The organism is Ralstonia insidiosa (assembly GCF_008801405.1).
GTDB lineage: Bacteria > Pseudomonadota > Gammaproteobacteria > Burkholderiales > Burkholderiaceae > Ralstonia > Ralstonia insidiosa.
Window position 1 is genome coordinate 1,623,009 of the sequence record NZ_VZPV01000001.1, and the last position, 18,431, is coordinate 1,641,439.

17 protein-coding genes are annotated in these 18,431 nt (G+C 64.7%); 5 read left to right on the top strand and 12 right to left on the bottom strand.

What is annotated here, in order from left to right:
* Positions 1–2: 2 nt before the first annotated feature.
* Genes xdhC through xdhA form a run of 3 tightly spaced genes read right to left on the bottom strand, consistent with a single transcriptional unit; the run spans position 3 to position 4,980 of the window.
* Positions 3–1,037 (bottom strand): xanthine dehydrogenase accessory protein XdhC, encoded by a 1,035-nt coding sequence (xdhC, locus tag F7R11_RS07775; protein ID WP_064806233.1) that lies wholly within the window; start codon positions 1,035–1,037, stop codon positions 3–5.
* A gap of 26 nt (positions 1,038–1,063) precedes the next feature.
* Positions 1,064–3,430, bottom strand: a complete 2,367-nt coding sequence (xdhB, locus tag F7R11_RS07780; protein WP_064802436.1) for a xanthine dehydrogenase molybdopterin binding subunit — start codon at positions 3,428–3,430, stop codon at positions 1,064–1,066.
* A gap of 23 nt (positions 3,431–3,453) precedes the next feature.
* On the bottom strand, positions 3,454–4,980 hold the full coding sequence (xdhA, locus tag F7R11_RS07785; RefSeq protein ID WP_064802438.1) for a xanthine dehydrogenase small subunit: 1,527 nt from the start codon (positions 4,978–4,980) through the stop codon (positions 3,454–3,456).
* Positions 4,981–5,205: 225 nt separating this feature from the next.
* Here xdhA and F7R11_RS07790 point away from each other — a divergent pair, with 225 nt between their 5' ends.
* Entirely contained in the window at positions 5,206–6,150 is a 945-nt protein-coding gene (locus F7R11_RS07790) for a LysR substrate-binding domain-containing protein (protein WP_021195021.1), read from the top strand.
* 42 nt (positions 6,151–6,192) lie between these two features.
* On the opposite strand, the gene F7R11_RS07795 is transcribed toward F7R11_RS07790, so the two are convergent.
* A complete protein-coding gene (locus F7R11_RS07795; RefSeq protein WP_064802440.1) occupies positions 6,193–7,041 on the bottom strand; it encodes an ABC transporter substrate-binding protein in 849 nt (282 codons plus the stop codon).
* Between the two features lie 160 nt (positions 7,042–7,201).
* Here F7R11_RS07795 and F7R11_RS07800 point away from each other — a divergent pair, with 160 nt between their 5' ends.
* From F7R11_RS07800 to F7R11_RS07815, 4 genes are all read left to right on the top strand, one after another.
* Positions 7,202–8,302 carry a substrate-binding domain-containing protein gene (locus F7R11_RS07800; RefSeq protein ID WP_064802442.1) on the top strand — a complete coding sequence of 367 codons (1,101 nt, stop codon included), beginning with the start codon at positions 7,202–7,204 and terminating at the stop codon, positions 8,300–8,302.
* 65 nt (positions 8,303–8,367) lie between these two features.
* On the top strand, positions 8,368–10,902 hold the full coding sequence (locus tag F7R11_RS07805; protein WP_064802444.1) for an ABC transporter permease: 2,535 nt from the start codon (positions 8,368–8,370) through the stop codon (positions 10,900–10,902).
* A 33-nt stretch (positions 10,903–10,935) separates the two neighbouring features.
* Positions 10,936–11,340: a group II truncated hemoglobin gene (locus F7R11_RS07810; RefSeq protein WP_064802446.1), complete on the top strand. Its 405-nt coding sequence runs from the start codon at positions 10,936–10,938 to the stop codon at positions 11,338–11,340.
* Positions 11,341–11,385: 45 nt separating this feature from the next.
* On the top strand, positions 11,386–11,964 hold the full coding sequence (locus tag F7R11_RS07815) for a DUF924 family protein (RefSeq protein WP_064802448.1): 579 nt from the start codon (positions 11,386–11,388) through the stop codon (positions 11,962–11,964).
* An 8-nt stretch (positions 11,965–11,972) separates the two neighbouring features.
* Here F7R11_RS07815 and F7R11_RS07820 read toward each other — a convergent pair whose 3' ends face one another.
* The 8 genes from F7R11_RS07820 to F7R11_RS07855 all read right to left on the bottom strand — a co-directional run bounded on the left by F7R11_RS07820 (position 11,973) and on the right by F7R11_RS07855 (position 18,392).
* The gene (locus tag F7R11_RS07820) at positions 11,973–12,569 is read right to left on the bottom strand and encodes a LysE family translocator (protein ID WP_064802450.1); all 597 of its coding nucleotides are present in this window, start codon (positions 12,567–12,569) and stop codon (positions 11,973–11,975) included.
* Between the two features lie 14 nt (positions 12,570–12,583).
* Positions 12,584–13,168, bottom strand: a complete 585-nt coding sequence (locus F7R11_RS07825; RefSeq protein WP_064802452.1) for an LOG family protein — start codon at positions 13,166–13,168, stop codon at positions 12,584–12,586.
* A complete protein-coding gene (locus F7R11_RS07830; protein ID WP_064802454.1) occupies positions 13,165–13,884 on the bottom strand; it encodes a TetR/AcrR family transcriptional regulator in 720 nt (239 codons plus the stop codon). The genes F7R11_RS07825 and F7R11_RS07830 overlap by 4 nt, the downstream gene beginning before the upstream one ends.
* A 140-nt stretch (positions 13,885–14,024) precedes the next feature.
* The gene (locus F7R11_RS07835; protein WP_048932823.1) at positions 14,025–14,477 is read right to left on the bottom strand and encodes a diacylglycerol kinase; all 453 of its coding nucleotides are present in this window, start codon (positions 14,475–14,477) and stop codon (positions 14,025–14,027) included.
* 12 nt (positions 14,478–14,489) lie between these two features.
* A complete protein-coding gene (locus tag F7R11_RS07840) occupies positions 14,490–15,533 on the bottom strand; it encodes a glycosyltransferase family 4 protein (protein ID WP_031329387.1) in 1,044 nt (347 codons plus the stop codon).
* Positions 15,534–15,628: 95 nt separating this feature from the next.
* Positions 15,629–16,579 (bottom strand): UDP-2,3-diacylglucosamine diphosphatase, encoded by a 951-nt coding sequence (locus F7R11_RS07845; protein WP_031329386.1) that lies wholly within the window; start codon positions 16,577–16,579, stop codon positions 15,629–15,631.
* Between the two features lie 244 nt (positions 16,580–16,823).
* Complete coding sequence (locus tag F7R11_RS07850; RefSeq protein ID WP_064802456.1) at positions 16,824–17,843, bottom strand: esterase/lipase family protein; 1,020 nt, start codon at positions 17,841–17,843, stop codon at positions 16,824–16,826.
* A gap of 24 nt (positions 17,844–17,867) precedes the next feature.
* On the bottom strand, positions 17,868–18,392 hold the full coding sequence (locus F7R11_RS07855) for an RDD family protein (protein WP_064802459.1): 525 nt from the start codon (positions 18,390–18,392) through the stop codon (positions 17,868–17,870).
* Positions 18,393–18,431: the final 39 nt, after the last annotated feature.

Sequence of the window (18,431 nt, forward strand, 5' to 3'; positions counted from 1 at the left end):
GATCAGGCGGATGTGGGGACACGGTAAGGAACCGCCGCGCCGCTGCTAGCGCTGGTGAGCGCATGTTGTTGCAGCTCTCGCACCTGCAGCAGTTGCGCGACGACGGATACCGCAATGATATCCGGCGCCTTGTCCACAATGCCCGCCACACCAATCGGGCACACCATTTCCGGCAGACGTGCCGGGTCCACACCGTGCTCCACCATGCGGTGTTCGAAACGCGCGCGCTTGGTCTTGGAGCCGATCAGGCCAAAGTAGGCAAAGTCCGTGCGCCGCATGATGCGTTCGCACAGCGCGAGGTCCAACGCATGGTTGTGCGTCATGACCAGGAAGTAGCTACCGGCGGGCGCGTGGTCGATCACGGCTTCCGGCGTATCGGTGGATTCGATGACGACGTTCGGCGGCACTTCGGTGGGAAACGGGAACATCGCATCGCGTTCGTCCACCCACGTCACGCGGCAGGGCAGGTGAGCCAGCGCACGCACGATGGCGTGGCCGACATGGCCCGCGCCGCACAGCACGATCGACATGTCGGGCGGCAGCACAGTTTGTGTGAAACCGCTGGCATCGAGCGCAACGCCAGCTGCGGCTGCATCGCCAATGCTCGCTTCGACCGGTGTGGTCGGATCGATAGAAACAAAGCGGCGCAGACTGCGACGCTGGCGCATGGCGTCATCGGCCAGGGCGATCCAGTCCACATCGCGCGCATCGAGTCGTTCGAGCGCCAGGCGCACTACGCCGCCGCAGCACTGGCCCAATGCTGGGCCGAGCGGGATGCGGACGAACTGGCGGCGTGCGTCGCCACTGGCTTCGGGCGCGCTCATCATCGCCTGGGCGATTTCCATCGCACGCCACTCGAGATGGCCGCCGCCGATGGTGCCGAAGAAGCCATCGGTGCACACCAGCATGAGTGTGCCGGGCTCACGCGGGGCGGAGCCCAGCACCTCCGTCACCGTGACCAGCACGCACGGCTGCCCGGCTTGCACAGTGGCAAGCACGTCGGCGAAGCGGAACGGGCGCAGTTGCGTGTGGTCCATGGCGGTCATGATGGCGGTCTCCCTGCTCAGGCGGACAGCGGGGCGCTGCGGATGGCGTCGACGGCCTTGAGGATTTCTTCGCTGGTGGCGGGCGCGTTCAATGGCGGGTTGGTGCGGCCATCGCCCACGGCGGCCACTGCATCGCGAATGGCGAAGAACACCGAGAACGGCAGCAGCAGCGGCGGCTCACCCAGCGCCTTGGAGCGGTGGATGCTGTCTTCCACGTTGGCGTTGTTGAACAGGCGCACGCGGAAGTCCGGCGGGCAGTCGTTGACCGTCGGGATCTTGTAGGTGGACGGCGCGTGCGTCATCAGCTTGCCGCTCTTGTTCCACCACAATTCTTCCGTGGTCAGCCAGCCCATGCCCTGGATGAACGCGCCTTCCACCTGGCCGATGTCGATGGCCGGGTTGATCGAGCGGCCCGCATCGTGCAGCACGTCGGCACGCAGCAGGCGCCATTCACCCGTGAGCGTATCGACCACCACTTCCGACACCGCTGCGCCATAGGCGAAGTAGTAGAACGGCCGGCCGTTCAGCTTGGATTGGTCCCAGTGCAGCTTGGGCGTGGCGTAGAACCCGTCCGACCACAATTGCACGCGGGCCACATAGGCTTTGTTGATCAGTTCGTTGAACGGTACGCGGCGTGCACCGATCTCCAGCTGATCGCCCACGATGGCTACGGTCTCGACAGGCACTTCGTAGTGTTCTGCGGCAAATGCGATCAGGCGCGCTCGGATCTGGCGTGCGGCGTCTTGCGCGGCCTTGCCGTTCAGGTCGCTGCCGGTCGACGCAGCCGTGGCAGAGGTGTTGGCCACCTTGCTGGTGTCCGTGGCTGTGACGCGGATGCGGGTGAAGGCCACGCCCAGTTCGTGCGCGACCACCTGCGCGACCTTCGTGTTCAGGCCCTGGCCCATTTCGGTGCCACCGTGGTTCACGAGGATCGAGCCGTCGTTGTACACGTGCACGAGCGCGCCGGCCTGGTTGAAGTGCTTGACATTGAACGAGATGCCGAACTTCACCGGCGTGAGTGCCAGGCCGCGCTTGAGCACGGGGCTGGTCGCGTTGAATGCGCGGATGGCCTCGCGACGGGCGCGGTAGTCGGACGTCGCCTCTAGCTCATCCAGCAGTTCGTGGATGACGTTGTCTTCCACCGTCTGGCCGTACGGCGTGACGTTGTTCTTGTCCTTGCCGTACAGATTGGCACGTCGCACGTCGAGCGCATCCTTGCCGACGGTGCGCGCGATGTTGTCCATGATGTATTCGATGGCAAACGCGCCCTGCGGGCCGCCGAAGCCGCGGAACGCGGTGTTCGACTGCGTATTCGTGCGCGCGCAGAAGCCATCGATTTCCACTTCGGGCAGCCAGTAGGCGTTGTCGAAGTGGCAGATGGCGCGCGTCATCACCGGGCCGGACAGGTCGGCCGAGAAACCGGCGCGCGAGGTCATGTCGACCTTCACACCTTGCAGGCGGCCATCGTCGTCATAGCCGGCTTCGTAGGCGAAGCGGAAATCGTGACGCTTGCCGGTGATCATCATGTCGTCGTCACGGTCCGGACGCAGCTTGACCGGGCAGGCGAGCTTCCATGCCGCCAACGAAGCGCAGCAGGCAAACAGGCCCGACTGCGATTCCTTGCCGCCGAAGCCACCGCCCATGCGGCGGCATTCCACCAGCACCTGGTTGGCGTGCCAGCCCAGCATGTGCGAGACCATGTGTTGCATCTCGGTCGGGTGCTGCGTCGAGCACCACACGTGCATGCCGTTGTCTTCCTTCGGCACGGCGTACGAGATCTGGCTTTCCAGGTAGAACTGTTCCTGACCGCCCAGCGACATCTGGCCGGCTTCCGAATGCGGAGCCGCCGCAATGCGCTCAGCCGGCTCACCACGCTTAAGGTGCATCGGCGGCAGCACGGATTTGCCGGCGGCGCGTGCGTCTTCAGGCGTGAGCAGCGGGGGTAGCACTTCGTATTCGATATCGCCCAGGCGTGCGGCACGGCGTGCCGCATCGTGCGACGTCGCCACCACGATGAACATCGGCTGGCCGATGAAGTGCACCGTGTCGGTGGCCAGGATCGGATCGTCATGGATGATCGGGCCGCAGTCGTTCGTGCCCGGAATGTCGGCCGAAGTGAACACGGCCACCACGCCAGGCGCCGCGCGCACGCGGTCCAGGCCCATGCTGACGATGCGCGCATGCGCTTGCGTGCTCATGCCGAGTGCGGCGTGCAGCGTGCCGGCCAACTCGGGAATATCGTCGGTATAGGTGGCGGTGCCAGCAACGTGCAGGTGCGCCGATTCATGCGGGCGCGAGATGCCGACCACAGCACCGCGCTGGTCTGGAATGGCCGCTGCAATATCGGCTTCTGCGAGCAGGAAGGCCTCGGTTTGCTTGTTCATACGATGTCTCTTTGCAGTCGGACTTAGTTGACGCTACCTGCAGCGGTGAGGGTATTCAGTTCGACCGCGCGCACATTGATCTGTTCGGGCGTGAGCGGCGCGTCGGTGCGGGTTTCCAGCCAGAAGCGGTACACCGTGTTGGCCGCCGATACGCGGCGGTAGTTGTCGGTGGCGCGCATGTCGGTCAGCGGCGTGTAGTCGCGCGACATGGCTGCCATGGCAGCACGCACCGTTGCTTCGTTCCACGGCTGGCCGGTGATGGCGGCTTCGGTTTCGGTGGCGCGCTTGGACGTTGCCGCCATGCCGCCGTACGCGATGCGTGCGCTGCGCACAATGTCGCCGTCCAGCTCGATGGCGAGGGCCGCGCACACGGCCGAGATGTCTTCGTCAAAGCGCTTGGACAGCTTGTATGTGCGGAAGCGCATGGCGTCGCGACCTTCGCGCACCGGAATGCGCAGGCCAGCCACGAACTCGCCTTCTTCCATCGCGTTCTTCTGGTAGGCGAGGTAGAGGTCTTCGAGCGGCAGTTCGCGGCGGATTTCACCACGCTGCAGCACGACGCGCGTGCCGATGGCGATGAGTGCGGGTGCCGAGTCGCCGATCGGCGAGCCATTGGCGATGTTGCCGCCCAGCGTGCCGGCGTTGCGGATCGGCAGCGAGGCGAAGCGCTTCCACAGCTCGGTCAGCTCGGGGTAGTCCTCAGCGAGGAATTCGTAGGCGGTTTCCAGCGAGACAGCGGCGCCGATCTCGATCCAGCCGTCGCGCTTCTCCAGCGCATACAGGTCGGCCACCTGACCGATGTAGAGGATGTCGCCCAACTCGCGGAACTGCTTGGTCACCCACAGGCCCACGTCGGTGCTGCCGGCCAGGATGCGGATGTTCGGGTGCGCAGCCTTGATGGCGGCGAAAGCCGAGGCGGTGCGCGGTGCGTAGAAGCGCGGCGCATTCTCGGTGCCGACAGGTGCGTAGCTGAAGGTGTCCTTGCGCTGCAGGTTGCGCAGCGTTTCTGCCAATTGCGTGCGGTCAATGCCGGCCGGCGAGGGCAGTTCGAACATGCGTTCGCCCGCGTCGATGATGGGGCGATAGCCGGTGCAACGGCACAGGTTGCCGGTGAGCGAATCGCAGATGGCCTGGCGCGACGGGATCGGCGCGTTGTTGCCGGTGTTCTCGTACAGCGCGTAGAGCGACATCACGAAGCCCGGCGTGCAGAAGCCGCACTGCGAACCGTGGCACTCCACCATGGCCTCTTGCACCGGGTGCAGGGTGCCATCCTTGCCGCGCACGTCTTCCACGGTAAACAGCGCTTTGCCGTCCAGCGTGGGCAGGAACTGGATGCACGCGTTGACAGCCTTCAGGCCAACGCTGCCGTCTTCCTGCAGCTCACCTAGCACCACGGTACATGCACCGCAATCGCCCTCAGCACACCCTTCCTTGGTGCCTGTGCAGTGTGCGTCTTCACGCAGGTATTGAAGCACCGTCCGGGTGATCGGGGCATCCGTGACGGTGCGCACCTGGCCGCGGTGAAAGAAGCGGATGGGCTGAGTCTCCATGGGGTTTTACGCCTGTTTGTGTGTGTATCGGAACCATAGCACCGGGCTAGGAATGCAATATTTGGCCCATGTGATAACCCGCATCGGAAAGCCAAAATCCGGGGTATACCCGCCGGTAGCGGTCTGGCGGCGCGATGTACAAGTGACATACACTGACAACGTCCCCCTCGCACGTTCTATAGACGGTACGGCGCTGCCACCCCCGCCACCCATTTTCGCCTCCAGATGCACGGCAAAGATCACCTCGATACCTACCTCCTGCGCGTGCTGTACACGCTGCTCACCGAGCAGAGCGTGACGCGTACGGCCGTCAAGCTTGGCCAGTCGCAACCGGCCATCAGCAACACGCTCAAGCGCCTGCGAGAGATCACGGGCGACGCCATCCTCGTGCGTGGCAAGAACGGCATGGTGCCGACCGAGCGCGGCCACGATCTGCTGGCCCTGGCCCAGCAAAGCCTGGAGGCCATGGAGCGTATTGCCCGCCCGTCGCAGGAGTTCGATCCGGCCAATACCACGCGCACCTTTCACCTGGGCGCGCCCGATTATCTGGACGCCTTCTTCCTGCCCAATATCGTCGAGCGCCTGCGCAAGCAAGCACCGCAAGCCAAGCTGGTGGTGCATCCGCTCAATGCCGGGGTTGATTACCTGGCAGCGCTCGAGCAGGGCGGCATGGATCTGGTGATCGGCAACTGGCTCTCCCCGCCGGAACATCTGCATATTTCGCCGCTGTTCGACGACGAAGTCGTCTGCATGCTGGGTGCCCAGCACCCGTTGGCGCGCAAGGGTATCTCGCTCAAGCATTACGTGGAGATGCCGCACCTGGCCCCCGCGCCGTATGCGGTCATGCAGCGCAGCATGATCGATCAGGCACTTGCAGAGCAAGGGCTCAAGCGCCAGATTCAGGTGTCGCTGCCGTACTTCGGGCTGGTGCCGTATGTGCTGATGCGCACGGATCTCGTCTTCACGACCGGCCGCCAGTTTGCCGCGCACTGTGCGCAGTACCTGCCGATCCGCATCCTGCCGACGCCGATGGCGTTCCCGAAGATGCGCTTCTACCAGCTCTGGCACGAGCGCAGCCATGCCGCGCCCGATGTGATGTGGCTGCGCCGGATGATCGGCGAGGTGGCAGCAGAACTGCCGCAGCATCCGCAATTGGAAACGGCAGCCTGAGCTGCCGTCCTGTTTCAGCAAGAAACGCCGCACGCAGCGGGATTACTTCCCGCTCGCCAATGCCTTCCCGTAGTTCGGGAAGAACACCTGTTCTCCGTTCACCTTGAAATCGGCAATCGCCTGCTGCCCGGCAGGCGAGGTGATCCATTCGATCAGCTTGGTCGCGTCGGTGTAGTTGATGCCGGGATACTTCTTCGGGTTCACGGCGATGATGCCGTATGGATTGAACATGCGCGGGTCCCCGGCCAGCACGATGTCCAGGCCCGTCTTGGCGCGATACGCACCGTAGGTGGCGCGGTCGGATAGCGTGTACGCGTTCATCTGCGCGGCCATGTTCAGCACTTCGCCCATGCCCAGGCCCGCGCTCACGTACCAGGGCTTGCCTTTCGGTTCGATGTTGGCGGTCTTCCAGTAGGCCTTTTCCATCACGTCGGTGCCGGAGTTGTCACCCCGTGAGATGAACTTGGCACCAGCCTTCTCACCGGCGCTGGCGATGGTCTCCATGCTCTGGATGACGTTTCTCTGACCGCGGATGCCTGCAGGGTCCGCCGTCGGGCCGACCAGGATGAAGTCGTTGTACATCACGTCGCGCCGGTCGATGCCGCCGCCAGAAGCGACGAAGGCGTCTTCCAGTTGGCGGGCATGTACCAGCACTACGTCTACATCCCCCGATTCCCCCAGTTTGACCGCCTTGCCGGTGCCAACGGCAATCACCTGCACATGGATGCCGGTGGCGGCCTCGAACTTGGGCAACAGCACCTTGAGCAAACCGGAATTTTCCGTGCTGGTGGTGGTAGCCATACGGAGATCGCCTGCATATGCAGCGCCGGCAAAAGTGAGGGTCAGGCACGTAATGGCAGACCACCGAAGGGTTTGGAGCAATCCGGGCATGTCGTGAGCAGGATGTAAGAGACGTGGACGCTTTATGTTGGATGTTGCATGATGGCGGCAACATTGAGGCAGTCGGCAGCGCACGATGCGCCCGCCCCGGGAAACGACGGGAATTGTTCTCCGGGAGCACGCACGAAGTAAATAGGAAATCACAAACATAATGACGTTCCAGTTCGAGGTATTCCCGGTGGTGGGCGCCGACGACAATCCGCGCGCCAACGGCAAGGTCTTTCAGTTGCTGCGGGCGGTGCGTGAAACGGGGTCGCTGCACCGGGCAGCCAAGCAGGTGGGGTTGTCGTACCGGCACGCATGGGGCGTGATGCGCTCGTGGGAAGAGATGCTCGGGCGGGCGCTGCTGGATATGGAGCGTGGTCGTGGGGCATCGCTCACCCTGTTCGGCGAGCGGATGCTGCGTGCCGAGATGCGCCTGCGTGAGCAGCTTGACCCGGCTGTGAGCCAAGCCATGGGCCAATTCATGGCGGAGCTGGAAGACGCCTCGCAATCGCAAACGCGCATTCGCTTCTCGGGCAGCCATGATCCGGCGGTCGAAGTGCTGGCCGAGACGTTTGCGCACGAAAGCCAGGCTTCGCAGCTCGACACCGTGTTTTGCAGCGCCGTGGAAGGACTGATCTGCCTGCAGGAGAAGCAGTGCGAGGTGGCCGGCTTCTATGTGGCGCCGCAACAGGGTGCTGGCTCAATCGCCCACCAGACGCTGCGCAAGTGGCTGCGTCCGACCGCCGTGCGCCTGATCGCCTTGGCCGATCGGGAGCAGGGGTTGATGATGTCGCCGGAATGGGCGGGGCGCGTGCAGTCGCTGCAGGATCTGGCCCGGACCCAGGCGCGGTTTATCAACCGCCAGCGCAGTTCGGGCACGCGCCTGCTGTTCGATCAACTGCTGGTGGCGGCCGGGTTATACCCCGACCAGATCAACGGTTACGACGAGCAGGAGTTTTCCAGCGACAAGATTGCCGTGGCCGTGCAGGAAGGGCGGGCGGATGTCGGGTTTGGCCTGCGCCCGGGGGCTGAGGCCCATGGCCTGCATTTCGTGCCGCTCACGCGTGAGACGTATTACCTGGCGGTGCGCCGCAATGACGCGCTTGCCTCTTGGGTGCGCGAGCTGATCGAGCGCATCGGCCAGCCGGCATTCCGCGAGGGGCTGAGCCATCTGGCGGGCTATCGCGCCACCGAGCAGGTTTCGTTGCTGACGGCAGACCAGGCGCTTCCTTGGCACGCCGAAGACACCCGCGCGCTGGCCCACTGAAGTCGTGCGAACATGGCGGGGTTTGCGCGATCAATGACGATGTGCGCCCTCTCCATGTTCCGCCCATGTCACGTTTTTCTGTCTGGACCCAAGCCCTGCGCATGCTGCGCCGCGATTGGCGCGCTGGTGAGCTGAACCTGCTGCTTGTTGCGCTGGTGCTGGCCGTGGCTGCGCTGGCGTCGGTCAGCTTTCTGGCCGACCGTATGCATGCCGGCCTGGAGCGCGATGCGCGCCAGTTGATCGGCGCAGATGTCCTCGTGGTATCCGATCAGCCGCTGCCTGCCGACATCGAGGCGCATGCGCGCGCCGGCGGCCTGGAAGTGACGCACACCGCCACCTTCCCCAGTATGGCCAGCACGCTCACCAACGGGTCATCCGGCGAGCCGGCATCGCAACTGGCGGCCATCAAGGCGGTGGATGCGGGATACCCGCTGCGCGGCACGCTCAAGGTGAGCGGCGATGGGCGCGATACCGTTGGTGCGCCTATCCGCGCCATTCCTTCTGCGGGCACGGTGTGGGTCGATGCACCGTTGCTCGAAGCACTGGGCCTGCGTGTGGGCGATGCCATTCGCCTGGGCACGCGCACCTTCAAGATCGCCCACGTCATCACGCAGGAGCTGGATCGCGGTGCCGGTTTCATGAACTTTGCCCCGCGCGTGATGCTGCCGATGGCCGATCTGGCGTCCACGGGCCTCGTCACCTACGGCAGCCGCGTCACGTATCGCCTGCTGGTAGCGGGGCCCGATGCCGCCACCACTGCCTTCCGCAACTGGACCGAAAACGAACTGAAGACGCGTCAGGTGCGCGGCGTGCGCATCGAGTCTCTGCAGAATGGCCAGCCGCAGATGCGCGAAACACTGGATCGTGCCGAGCGCTTCCTCTCGCTGGTCGCCTTGCTTGCAGCGATGATCGCGGCCGTGGCAATCACCATGGCGGCGCGCCGTTACACCGCACGGCATACCGATGCGGTGGCCATCATCAAATGCCTCGGGCTGCGGCAGGGGCAGATTCTCGGGACGTTTGCGCTGGAGTTTCTGCTGATCGGCGTGCTGGGTTCGCTGGTGGGTGTGACGCTGGGCTATGGCGCGCACTGGTTGCTGCTGGCGTCGTTGGGGGATCTGGTGACGGTCTCGTTGCCGGCGCCGTCTGTGTGGCCGGCTGTGGTGGGGGTGACGGCAGGACTGGTGCTGCTGGTCGGCTTTGCTGTACCACCGCTGCTGAGCCTGGTGCGCGTGCCACCGCTGCGTGTACTGCGGCGTGACGTGGATGAGCGCGCCATCGCGGCATGGGTGGGCTATGCGCTGGGGGCGGCCGCATTCTTTGCGTTGCTGGTGGTGTCGGCGCGCGATGTGAAACTGGGGGCGCTGACGGCGGGCGGGTTTGCCGGCGCCATTCTGGTTTTTGCGTTGCTGGCGGCCGGCGGGCTGCGCGCGCTGGCCGTGTCGCTCGGGCGCGGTCGTGCGCTGGGCGTCGGCTGGCGTTTTGCGCTGGCCGTGCTGGAGCGCCGTCGCGGCGTGAGCGTGCTGCAGACCGTTGCCTTGGCTGTCGGGTTGATGGCCTTGCTGTTGCTCGCCATGACGCGCAATGACCTGATCCGCTCGTGGCACAACGCCACGCCGGCCGATGCGCCCAACCGCTTCATCATCAACATCCAGCCGGATCAGATGGAGGCGGTGTCGCAAGCGCTGGCCCGTGCCGGCGTGGCCGATCCCAAGCTCTACCCGATGGTGCGCGGGCGCTTGACGCAGGTGAATGGTCAGACCATCGGCCGTGAGACCTATGCCGAATCCCGCGCACGCAACCTCGTCGAGCGCGAGTTCAACCTGTCTTACGCGACCGAACGGCCGCCGGAGAACCGCATCATCGCCGGCCAGTGGTTTGGCGGGCAGAAGCCCGAGGCGTCGGTGGAGGAGGGCATCGCCAAGACGCTGAATCTGCACCTGGGCGACGTGCTGCGTTTCGACGTTGCCGGGCAGACGGTGGATGCGCCCATCACATCCTTGCGCAAGCTCGACTGGAGTTCGATGCGCGTGAACTTCTTCGTGATCCTGCCGCCCGCGGCGCTGCACGACATGCCGCAGACCTACGTGACGGCGTTTCGCATTCCGGCAGGACAGGCCGATCTGCCGTCCAGGCTGGTGCGCGAGTTTCCGAACCTGACGGTGGTGGATACCGAGCTGATCCTGCAGCAGGTGCAGGGCGTGCTCGACCAAGTGACGGTGGCGGTCGAGTTCCTGTTCGTCTTCACGCTGGCGGCGGGCGTGCTGGTGCTGTATGCCGCGCTGTCCGGCTCACGCGACGAGCGCCTGCGCGACGCTGGCGTGCTGCGCGCGCTGGGCGCGGGCTCCGGCATCGTGCGCCAGACGCAATACGCCGAGGTGCTGATCGTGGGTGGCCTGGCCGGATTGATGGCGGGCGTGGGCGCCATCGCCATCGGCTGGGTGCTGTCGGCGCATGTGTTCGACTTTCCGTATCGATTCAACCCGGCGATCTTGCCGGTGGGCATCGTGGGCGGCATGCTGTGCGCCTTTGCCGGTGGCTGGCTGGGTTTGCGCGACGTGCTGCGCCGCCCGGCCATGGCGACGCTGCGGGATGCTTGATGGCTATTTTGATTTTGATGTGATTGACGCTGTATGACTGACGCAACTTCCGGCCAGGAGACTCTGGCTTTTGACCTGATTGGTGGCGAGGCGCGCGTGCGTGAACTCGTTGACCGCTTCTATGACCTGATGGACCTCGAGCCCGAGTTTGCCGTGCTGCGCGGGGTGCACCCGCCGAGCCTGGATAGCGCGCGCGACAAGCTGTTCTGGTTCCTGTGCGGCTGGCTCGGTGGCCCGAACCACTACATCGAGCGTTTTGGCCATCCGCGCTTGCGCGCGCGCCATCTGCCGTTCGAGATCGGCACGCAGGAGCGTGATCAATGGATGCGCTGCATGGCGCACGCAATGCAAGACGTCGGCCTGGATGAAGCCCTGCAGATGCGCCTCATGCAAGCCTTCTGGCAGACCGCCGACTGGATGCGCAATGTGCCGCGCTGAAGTGCCGCGCTAACGCAAGACATAAGAGCACGCGAGGAGACCCCGATGATCGGTTTGCCCACCGCGGACGACGTACTCGTGTTCTGGTTTGGCAATGCGTCGCTGGTCGACGCGCGGCCGGAGTGGTTCACCAAGTCCGACGTGTTTGATGCAGAGATTCGCGCACGCTTCCTGCCGCTATGGGAAGCGCTTGCCGTGGGCAGCGCGGATACGTGGATGGACACGCCGCAGGAGGCGATCGCGCGCATCGTGGTGCTCGATCAGTTCTCGCGCAACATGTTTCGCAATACCGCGCGCGCCTTTGCCAGTGACGCTGCAGCATTGCACACCGCGCAGATCGTCGTGGCAGCCGGCTGGGACGCCAAACTGCCGACGCGCCGTCACCGCGTGTTCTGCTATCTGCCGTTCGAGCACAGCGAGGCGTTGGCCATGCAGGACGAGTCGATTCGTCTCTACACGCGCCTGCGTGATCAGGAGGGCGATGCCGATTCGCTCATCTGGGCGGAGAAGCACCGCGAGATCATCGCGCGCTTTGGGCGCTTTCCCCATCGCAATGCAGCGCTTGGGCGCGCGTCCACGCCGGAAGAGGTGGCGTTTCTTGCGCAGCCAGGCTCGTCGTTCTAGCGGGCAGCTTAGTGGCCGAGCACCGAATACATGAGCGTGCCGGAAAACATCAGCAGCACGAGCGAGGCCCCGCGCAGCAGCACAGGCGTGTGGGGCGCCCATGTTCGCCGCGCCGTCAGCAGCACGCCCAGGTAGGACCAGCCGATCGCAATCGGCACGAGCACGACCAAAAACACGCCGATCGTCCACGCAAAGGAGCTGGCGGACCGGAACGCTTCCAGCGGAAACAGCGTGCTCGCAAACAACAGCGCTTTCGGGTTCATCACCGTGGTGAGGAACATGTCGCGCAGGCTCACGGGGCTGGCGGTCACGTGCTGCAGCGCGCCGCTCTGTCGCCAGATTTTGGCGGCCAGAAAGAGGATGTAGACCGAGCTCACCAGCTTGACGGCCATTGGTAGCCAGGGCTGTTTGGCCGACACTGTGCTGAGGAAGAATCCCCAGAGCGCAATGCCGACCACGTAGCCGAGTGCTTCCGCTGCAATGAGCGGGCTGGTCCGGCGCACGCCAACTTTGAGGCCGGACGACAGCAGCAGCGTATTGGTCGGCCCCGGCACGATCAGCACCAGCGACACGTACAACGCCATCTTCAGCAGGGTGTCTTGCATGATGGCCTTACGTGTTACGTGCGCTCGCGGCGTTCCGACCACTTGTCGACCGTTTCGCGCGGTGCGCGGGCCAGCATGTCGATCAGCTCGGCCGGGTCCTGGCTCACGTGCAGCAAGTCTGCGTGATGGCGCTTGAGGAAGCCCTCTTGTACGGCATGGTCGATGAAGGCCAGCAGCTTGTCGTAGAAGCCCGCCACGTTCAGCAGGCCGATCGGCTTGTTGTGATAGCCGAGCTGCAGCCACGTGAAGGTCTCGAACAACTCTTCGTAGGTACCCACGCCGCCGGGCATGGCGATGAAGGCATCGGCACGGTCGGCCATCATCTGCTTGCGCTGGTGCATGCTGTCGACGATGTGCAGCTCAGTCAGCTCCTTGTGGCCAACCTCCTTGCGCACCAGCGATTTCGGGATGATGCCGATGACCGGGTTGCCGCCGTGCAGCACCGCATCGGCCACGATGCCCATCAGGCCGACGTTGCCGCCGCCGTAGACGAGCGTGAGGCCGCGCTTGACCATCTCATTGCCCAGCGCAATGGCGCCGGCCTTGTAGTCCGGGCGCTCGCCCGGGCTGGAACCGCAATAGACGCAGATCGATTTCATTTGGCAGGGGTAGTGGGGCTGGAAGCGCCTGGTGCGCCGATCGGCGGATCGTTGCTGCGGCTGACCGCGAGCAAGTCGAATGCCCGCCGCGGCTTGCCGCGCAGGTAAGGCGCGAGGATCGACAGGATGTGGTAACTCGCACCGTGCAGATGGTCGCGGATCGCGTTCTGGTCGTTGTACTGACGCGGGTGCTGCACGAACTGGAACGACAGCCAGTAGGTGGCGATCACCACAATGTTGGTGCAGATCGCATCGATTTGGACTGGCGTGGCTTCCATTTCGCCGTCTTCGATGAACTGGTGGCAGATGTCCATGGCGAAGTGCCGCTTCTGCTCGACGATGCGCTTGAAGTTCAACTCCAGCATGCGGTTGCGTGCCAGCAGGTCGTTGATGTCGCGGTACAGGAAGCGGTAGTTCCACAGGAACTCCGACATGTACTGCAGATAACCCCAAGTCTCGTCCAGTGTGGCCTTGTGGTCATCTGGCAGCTTCAGGCGACGCGCGATCTCCTGCTCGAACTGCACGAAGATCGAATTGATGATGTCGTCTTTGTTGCGGAAGTGGTAGTACAGGTTGCCGGGGCTGATCTCCAGCTCTTCGGCAATCGTCGTGGTGGTGACGTTGGGTTCGCCCAGCTCGTTGAACAGGCGCAGCGATACTTCAAGAATGCGATCGCGCGTGCGGCGTGGGCCGGTGGAATGCTGCTTGGTTTCCATTGAACTGCCAAGGCCGGTGGCCCTGTCTCCGTGGCGTGTGTGTGCCCGGATTATAAAAGATCGTGCTTGTGCAACGACTCCCCACATGCAGTGGGGCAGGCATTGCCAAACGTTATCTCCGTGTGTGCGCGGGTAAGCCCTTAGCGCAACAGCGATGCTACCCACGGCCAGGCGATCGCCACCCATGTTCCCACGCACAGCAGCAGGGCCAGCATGACGGCGGCGCTGCCGAAATCCTTGGCGCGCTTGGACAACCCATGCTGCTCCAACGAGATGCGGTCGACTGCCGCTTCCACGCTCGAATTGAGCAACTCGACGATCAGCACCAGCACCAGCGTGCCGAGCATCAGGATGCGTTCCACCACCGTGGCGGGGATGACGAACGCGCATGGCAGCAGGATCGCGCACAGCGTCAGTTCCTGGCGGAACGCGCTTTCCTCGTCGATGGCGAAGCGGATGCCGCTGATGGAGTTCTTGAGCGCAAACCAGGCCCGCGTGATGCCCCGGTTGCCCTTGTGGGGGTTATCGGCCGGCGAATAGGCGCCCGCCGCGGGCGGCGGAGCTGGACGCTCTGGCGGCGTGGTCGGCTTCATTGAACGCAAGGCTTAAGCGCCCGTGGCAGTCGAGGGTTGAGCGGTCTTTGCATCGCCAGATTGTACGGCGGGCATCGGACGCAGGTGTGCCAGGAACTGCTCGGAGGCCGCGCGCCACGAGAATTTCTCGGCATGCGCGCGTGCCGTAGCGCGGTCGATGCGCAGCGCTTCCAGGCAGGCCTCGCGCAGGTCTTCACGCAGTGCGCCGGCAGGCGAGTCGCCCAGCACGTCGATTGGGCCCGTCACCGGATACGCCGCCACCGGCAAGCCACTGGCCAGCGCTTCGAGCAACACCAGGCCAAACGTATCCGTACGGCTCGGGAAAACGAACACGTCAGCCGAGGCGTACACCTTGGCCAGCTCCGGCTGCTTGAGCACACCCAGGTAGTTGGCGTTCGGATACTTCGCCTTCAGGCCGGACAGCGCCGGGCCTTCGCCCACCACCCACTTGGAGCCGGGCAGGTCCAGCTCCAGAAACGCTTCCACGTTCTTCTCCACGGCTACGCGGCCGACGTACAGGAAGATCGGGTGCGCCGTGTTGAGCACGTTGCCGCGCTGCGCGGTGAAGACATCCAGATCCACACCGCGCGTCCACAGTACGCCGTTGGTGATGCCGTAGTCAGCGAGGTCCTTCAGCACCACGGGCGTCGGTGCCATTACGGCTTGCGCCGGGCTGTGGAACCAGCGCAGGAAGCGATACGTCCACGCCAGCGGAATGCCGAAGCGTGCCTGCACATACTCCGGAAAGCGCGTGTGGTACGCCGTCGTATAGGGCAGCTTGTGGCGCAGTGCATAGGCGCGTGCAGCCAAGCCCAGCGGGCCTTCGGTGGCGATATGCAGCGCCTGCGGGGCGAACTTCTCGATGCGCTCGCGCACGCGCTTGGCCGGCAGGATCGACAGGCGGATCTCCGGATACGTCGGGCACGGCACCGTCTTGAATTCCAGCGGCGTGATCATGTCGACGATGTGGCCCATGGCTTCGAGCTCGCGGCGAGTCTGGGTGAGGGTGCGGACGACGCCGTTGACCTGCGGTTCCCAGGCATCGGTGACGATCATGACTTTCACGGGCTCTCCTTGGCGGGTGGCGGGTGTCGATTGAGCGGCGGCGGGCTGTACGAGGTCGATGTTGGTGTTCGTCATGTGGGTTTCCATCAGGCGGCAGCCGCAGCGGCGCGGCGCGCGCGGCGGGAAGTGGGTGGTGCATCGAGCAGATGCGTCCAGTAGACGATCTGCAGTTCGCCTTCCATGGTTTCGACCAGGGCGGAGAGGCTTTCCACCCAGTCGCCGTCGTTGCAATAGAGCTGGCCGTCGATCTCGCGGATCTCGGCCTTGTGGATGTGTCCGCAGACCACGCCGTCGCAGCCGCGGCGGCGCGCTTCGTCGGTCATCACACGTTCGAACGAGTTAATGAAGTTGACCGCGTTCTTGACCTGATGCTTGAGGTACTGCGACAGCGACCAGTACGGGAACCCAAGCTTCACGCGGATGCGGTTGAAGTGCCGGTTCATCGCCAGGATGAAGGTGTAGAGCGAGTCGCCCACGTAGGCGAGCCAGCGCGCGTGCTGCATCACACCGTCGAACAGATCCCCGTGCACGACCCACAGGCGGCGGCCGTCGGCCGTGACGTGCACCGCATCTTCAGCGACTTCGATGTCGCCGAAGTTCAGGCCGTGGAACTGGCGCGCCATCTCGTCGTGATTGCCTGGGATGAACACCACGCGGGTGCCCTTGCGCGCGCGGCGCAGCACCTTCTGCACCACATCGTTGTGGGCCTGCGGCCAGTACCAGCCCTTGCGCAGCTGCCAGCCGTCGACGATGTCGCCAACGAGGTACAGCGTGTCGGATTCGTGGTGCTTGAGGAAGTCGAGCAGATAGTCTGCCTGGCAGCCCGGCGTACCGAGATGGATGTCCGACAGCCAGATCGTGCGATAGCGGTGGACTTTTTCGGCGGGCGGGTCAGCGTCCTTGTCGGCCAGTTGGTCGGGTGCCAGGGCAGGGATCGGGGTGGCGACAGGGGCTTCGTGGTCTCGCACATCACCGCGGCCGGCCGGCAGGGCGGAACCCAGCGCGCCGGCGGCAGCAAGTCCGGCGGCCATTTGCATCAGAGGCGGTGGTGCGTTCCAGTCGGAACCGGTGAGAGGGGCAGCGCGAAAGCGTTGCGCGAGGCGGCGGAGGAAACCAGGACGGCTTGGCGAGTTTGGCAGGACCATGTCGGCAACAGAGGCTGCGTTGGACGGATTTCGCCACCGCTGCGTGAATAAGCCGTGTCAGAAACATGACCGTCACATGACGTGATTGCCGTAGAACATCAAAGCGGGCGCCGGAGACCTGCGCCCCGCATGCGTTTCAAGCAGATGGGAGCCGCAGCGTGCCTTCGATGCGCGCCAGCTCTGTCAGCACCGCATTGCGCACGCGCGCGTCGCATAGCAGCGACACATGGCCGATGCCGGAGAGCGGCACATGCCTTGCGCCCTCCAGCCAGGACGCGCCGGCAGGCCCGACGATGGAGTCGTGCCATGAGAAGACCGACGTGATACGCGCCCGCACGGCCGGCGTTTCGGATGCCGCAAGCTGGCGCAGCCATGCGCTCGCCCAAGCCATCTGGCGCACGTTGCGCCCGCGCCCGCTGCGCGCCATCGCTGTGCCTCGATGTGGCGTGCCCAGCGTGATGACATGCGCAACCGGGCAGGCTTGCGCCGATTGCCGCAGCAACGCACGCGCAGCGAGTCCGCCCATGCTGTGGCAGAGCAGGACCGGCGCGCGGCCGTACGTGTGCGTCATGCGCGCGACAACGGCGGCGATGTCTTGCGCGTAGTCGTCGATGTCGCCCAGCAGCGGCATCAGGTCAATCGCTTCGGTCGGGTGGCCCGCAGCCGCCAAGTGCTTCTGCATTGGCAGCCACACCGCGCGGTTGCAGCCGTAGCCGTGGATCATCAGCACTGGCACGCGCGTGCCGCCACCCGCTGCAGCATCGAACACTGCCTGTGCGCGAAACGGTTGCAGCACGTTAAACATCCATGCCACCGATGCGCATTCGCGCAACCAGCACGCGATAAAACCCGCCACGCCGATGCGCTGCTCGCGCGGTACGGGCATGCGATCCCACACCGGGTCATCCGGAATGGCTGTGCCGAGACTCGTGGATGCAATGAGAAATGCCCAGCCAACCGAGATGAGATAACCGAGGACCAGGGCCGCTGCGGCAACGGCAGCCGTGCCTGGCCAACGCAACGCACCCCAGTGATGAGCGGCCCACGCGACCGCCAGTGTCGCTGCACACTGCAGCACGACCGCAATGCGCCGTGCGTTGGCTGCCGTCAGCGAGGCCAGCGGCGTGGGGGAGGCGGGCAGATCGGCGCGCGTCATGGTGTGCCGTCGCCAGGGATGGAATCAGGCGCGCACCAGCCGCGTGCCGGCCAGGCGGTCATGCAGGAACTGGCGTTGCGGGTCCAGCCACGCCAGCGCGCCCCAGGCCAACACACAGGCCAATGCGACACCAGCACCAGTCCAACGGGAAACCCCACTCACATGGATGATGCCGACCGCCACAACCACCCAGATCCAGGCCAGCGTATAGCGCGCAATGGCACGGCCAAGCGAGATGGGCGAGCCGTCTGCATTGACGACGCGCATGCGCCAGGTCTGCATGGCGAGCGTTTGACCGCGCTTGCGCCAGAAGCCCACGAAGTACAGCCCCAGCGCAAGAAAGCCCCAGACCTGCAGGCCGATATCGCCCGTGCGCGCCAGCGGAGGAATGATCGCGCGCAGCAGCAGAAAGATGGCCGTCGCGCCAAACATTACGCCGAACAGCAGCAGGCCCTCGTAGAGCATCGCAGCCAGGCGGCGGCGCAGCGTGGGAGCGGCAAGCGGATCAGGTGCCGTGACAGGCGAAGTGGGAGAAGCGGTAGTGGCCATCGAACCGGTTAAGCGCAGGCAGGACGTAATCGATCGTGC

What these genes read in the sequence shown, in the direction of transcription:
- F7R11_RS07835 (WP_048932823.1), bottom strand. Translation starts at nt 14,477, where the DNA reads ATGAAGCCGACCACGCCGCCAGAGCGTCCAGCTCCGCCGCCCGCGGCG.
- F7R11_RS07830 (WP_064802454.1), bottom strand. Translation starts at nt 13,884, where the DNA reads ATGGAAACCAAGCAGCATTCCACCGGCCCACGCCGCACGCGCGATCGC.
- xdhB (WP_064802436.1), bottom strand. Translation starts at nt 3,430, where the DNA reads ATGAACAAGCAAACCGAGGCCTTCCTGCTCGCAGAAGCCGATATTGCA.
- F7R11_RS07820 (WP_064802450.1), bottom strand. Translation starts at nt 12,569, where the DNA reads ATGCAAGACACCCTGCTGAAGATGGCGTTGTACGTGTCGCTGGTGCTG.
- F7R11_RS07800 (WP_064802442.1), top strand. Translation starts at nt 7,202, where the DNA reads ATGACGTTCCAGTTCGAGGTATTCCCGGTGGTGGGCGCCGACGACAAT.
- F7R11_RS07850 (WP_064802456.1), bottom strand. Translation starts at nt 17,843, where the DNA reads ATGACGCGCGCCGATCTGCCCGCCTCCCCCACGCCGCTGGCCTCGCTG.
- F7R11_RS07815 (WP_064802448.1), top strand. Translation starts at nt 11,386, where the DNA reads ATGATCGGTTTGCCCACCGCGGACGACGTACTCGTGTTCTGGTTTGGC.
- xdhA (WP_064802438.1), bottom strand. Translation starts at nt 4,980, where the DNA reads ATGGAGACTCAGCCCATCCGCTTCTTTCACCGCGGCCAGGTGCGCACC.
- F7R11_RS07795 (WP_064802440.1), bottom strand. Translation starts at nt 7,041, where the DNA reads ATGCCCGGATTGCTCCAAACCCTTCGGTGGTCTGCCATTACGTGCCTG.
- F7R11_RS07840 (WP_031329387.1), bottom strand. Translation starts at nt 15,533, where the DNA reads ATGATCGTCACCGATGCCTGGGAACCGCAGGTCAACGGCGTCGTCCGC.
- xdhC (WP_064806233.1), bottom strand. Translation starts at nt 1,037, where the DNA reads ATGGACCACACGCAACTGCGCCCGTTCCGCTTCGCCGACGTGCTTGCC.
- F7R11_RS07825 (WP_064802452.1), bottom strand. Translation starts at nt 13,168, where the DNA reads ATGAAATCGATCTGCGTCTATTGCGGTTCCAGCCCGGGCGAGCGCCCG.
- F7R11_RS07805 (WP_064802444.1), top strand. Translation starts at nt 8,368, where the DNA reads ATGTCACGTTTTTCTGTCTGGACCCAAGCCCTGCGCATGCTGCGCCGC.
- F7R11_RS07790 (WP_021195021.1), top strand. Translation starts at nt 5,206, where the DNA reads ATGCACGGCAAAGATCACCTCGATACCTACCTCCTGCGCGTGCTGTAC.
- F7R11_RS07810 (WP_064802446.1), top strand. Translation starts at nt 10,936, where the DNA reads ATGACTGACGCAACTTCCGGCCAGGAGACTCTGGCTTTTGACCTGATT.
- F7R11_RS07845 (WP_031329386.1), bottom strand. Translation starts at nt 16,579, where the DNA reads ATGCAAATGGCCGCCGGACTTGCTGCCGCCGGCGCGCTGGGTTCCGCC.
- F7R11_RS07855 (WP_064802459.1), bottom strand. Translation starts at nt 18,392, where the DNA reads ATGGCCACTACCGCTTCTCCCACTTCGCCTGTCACGGCACCTGATCCG.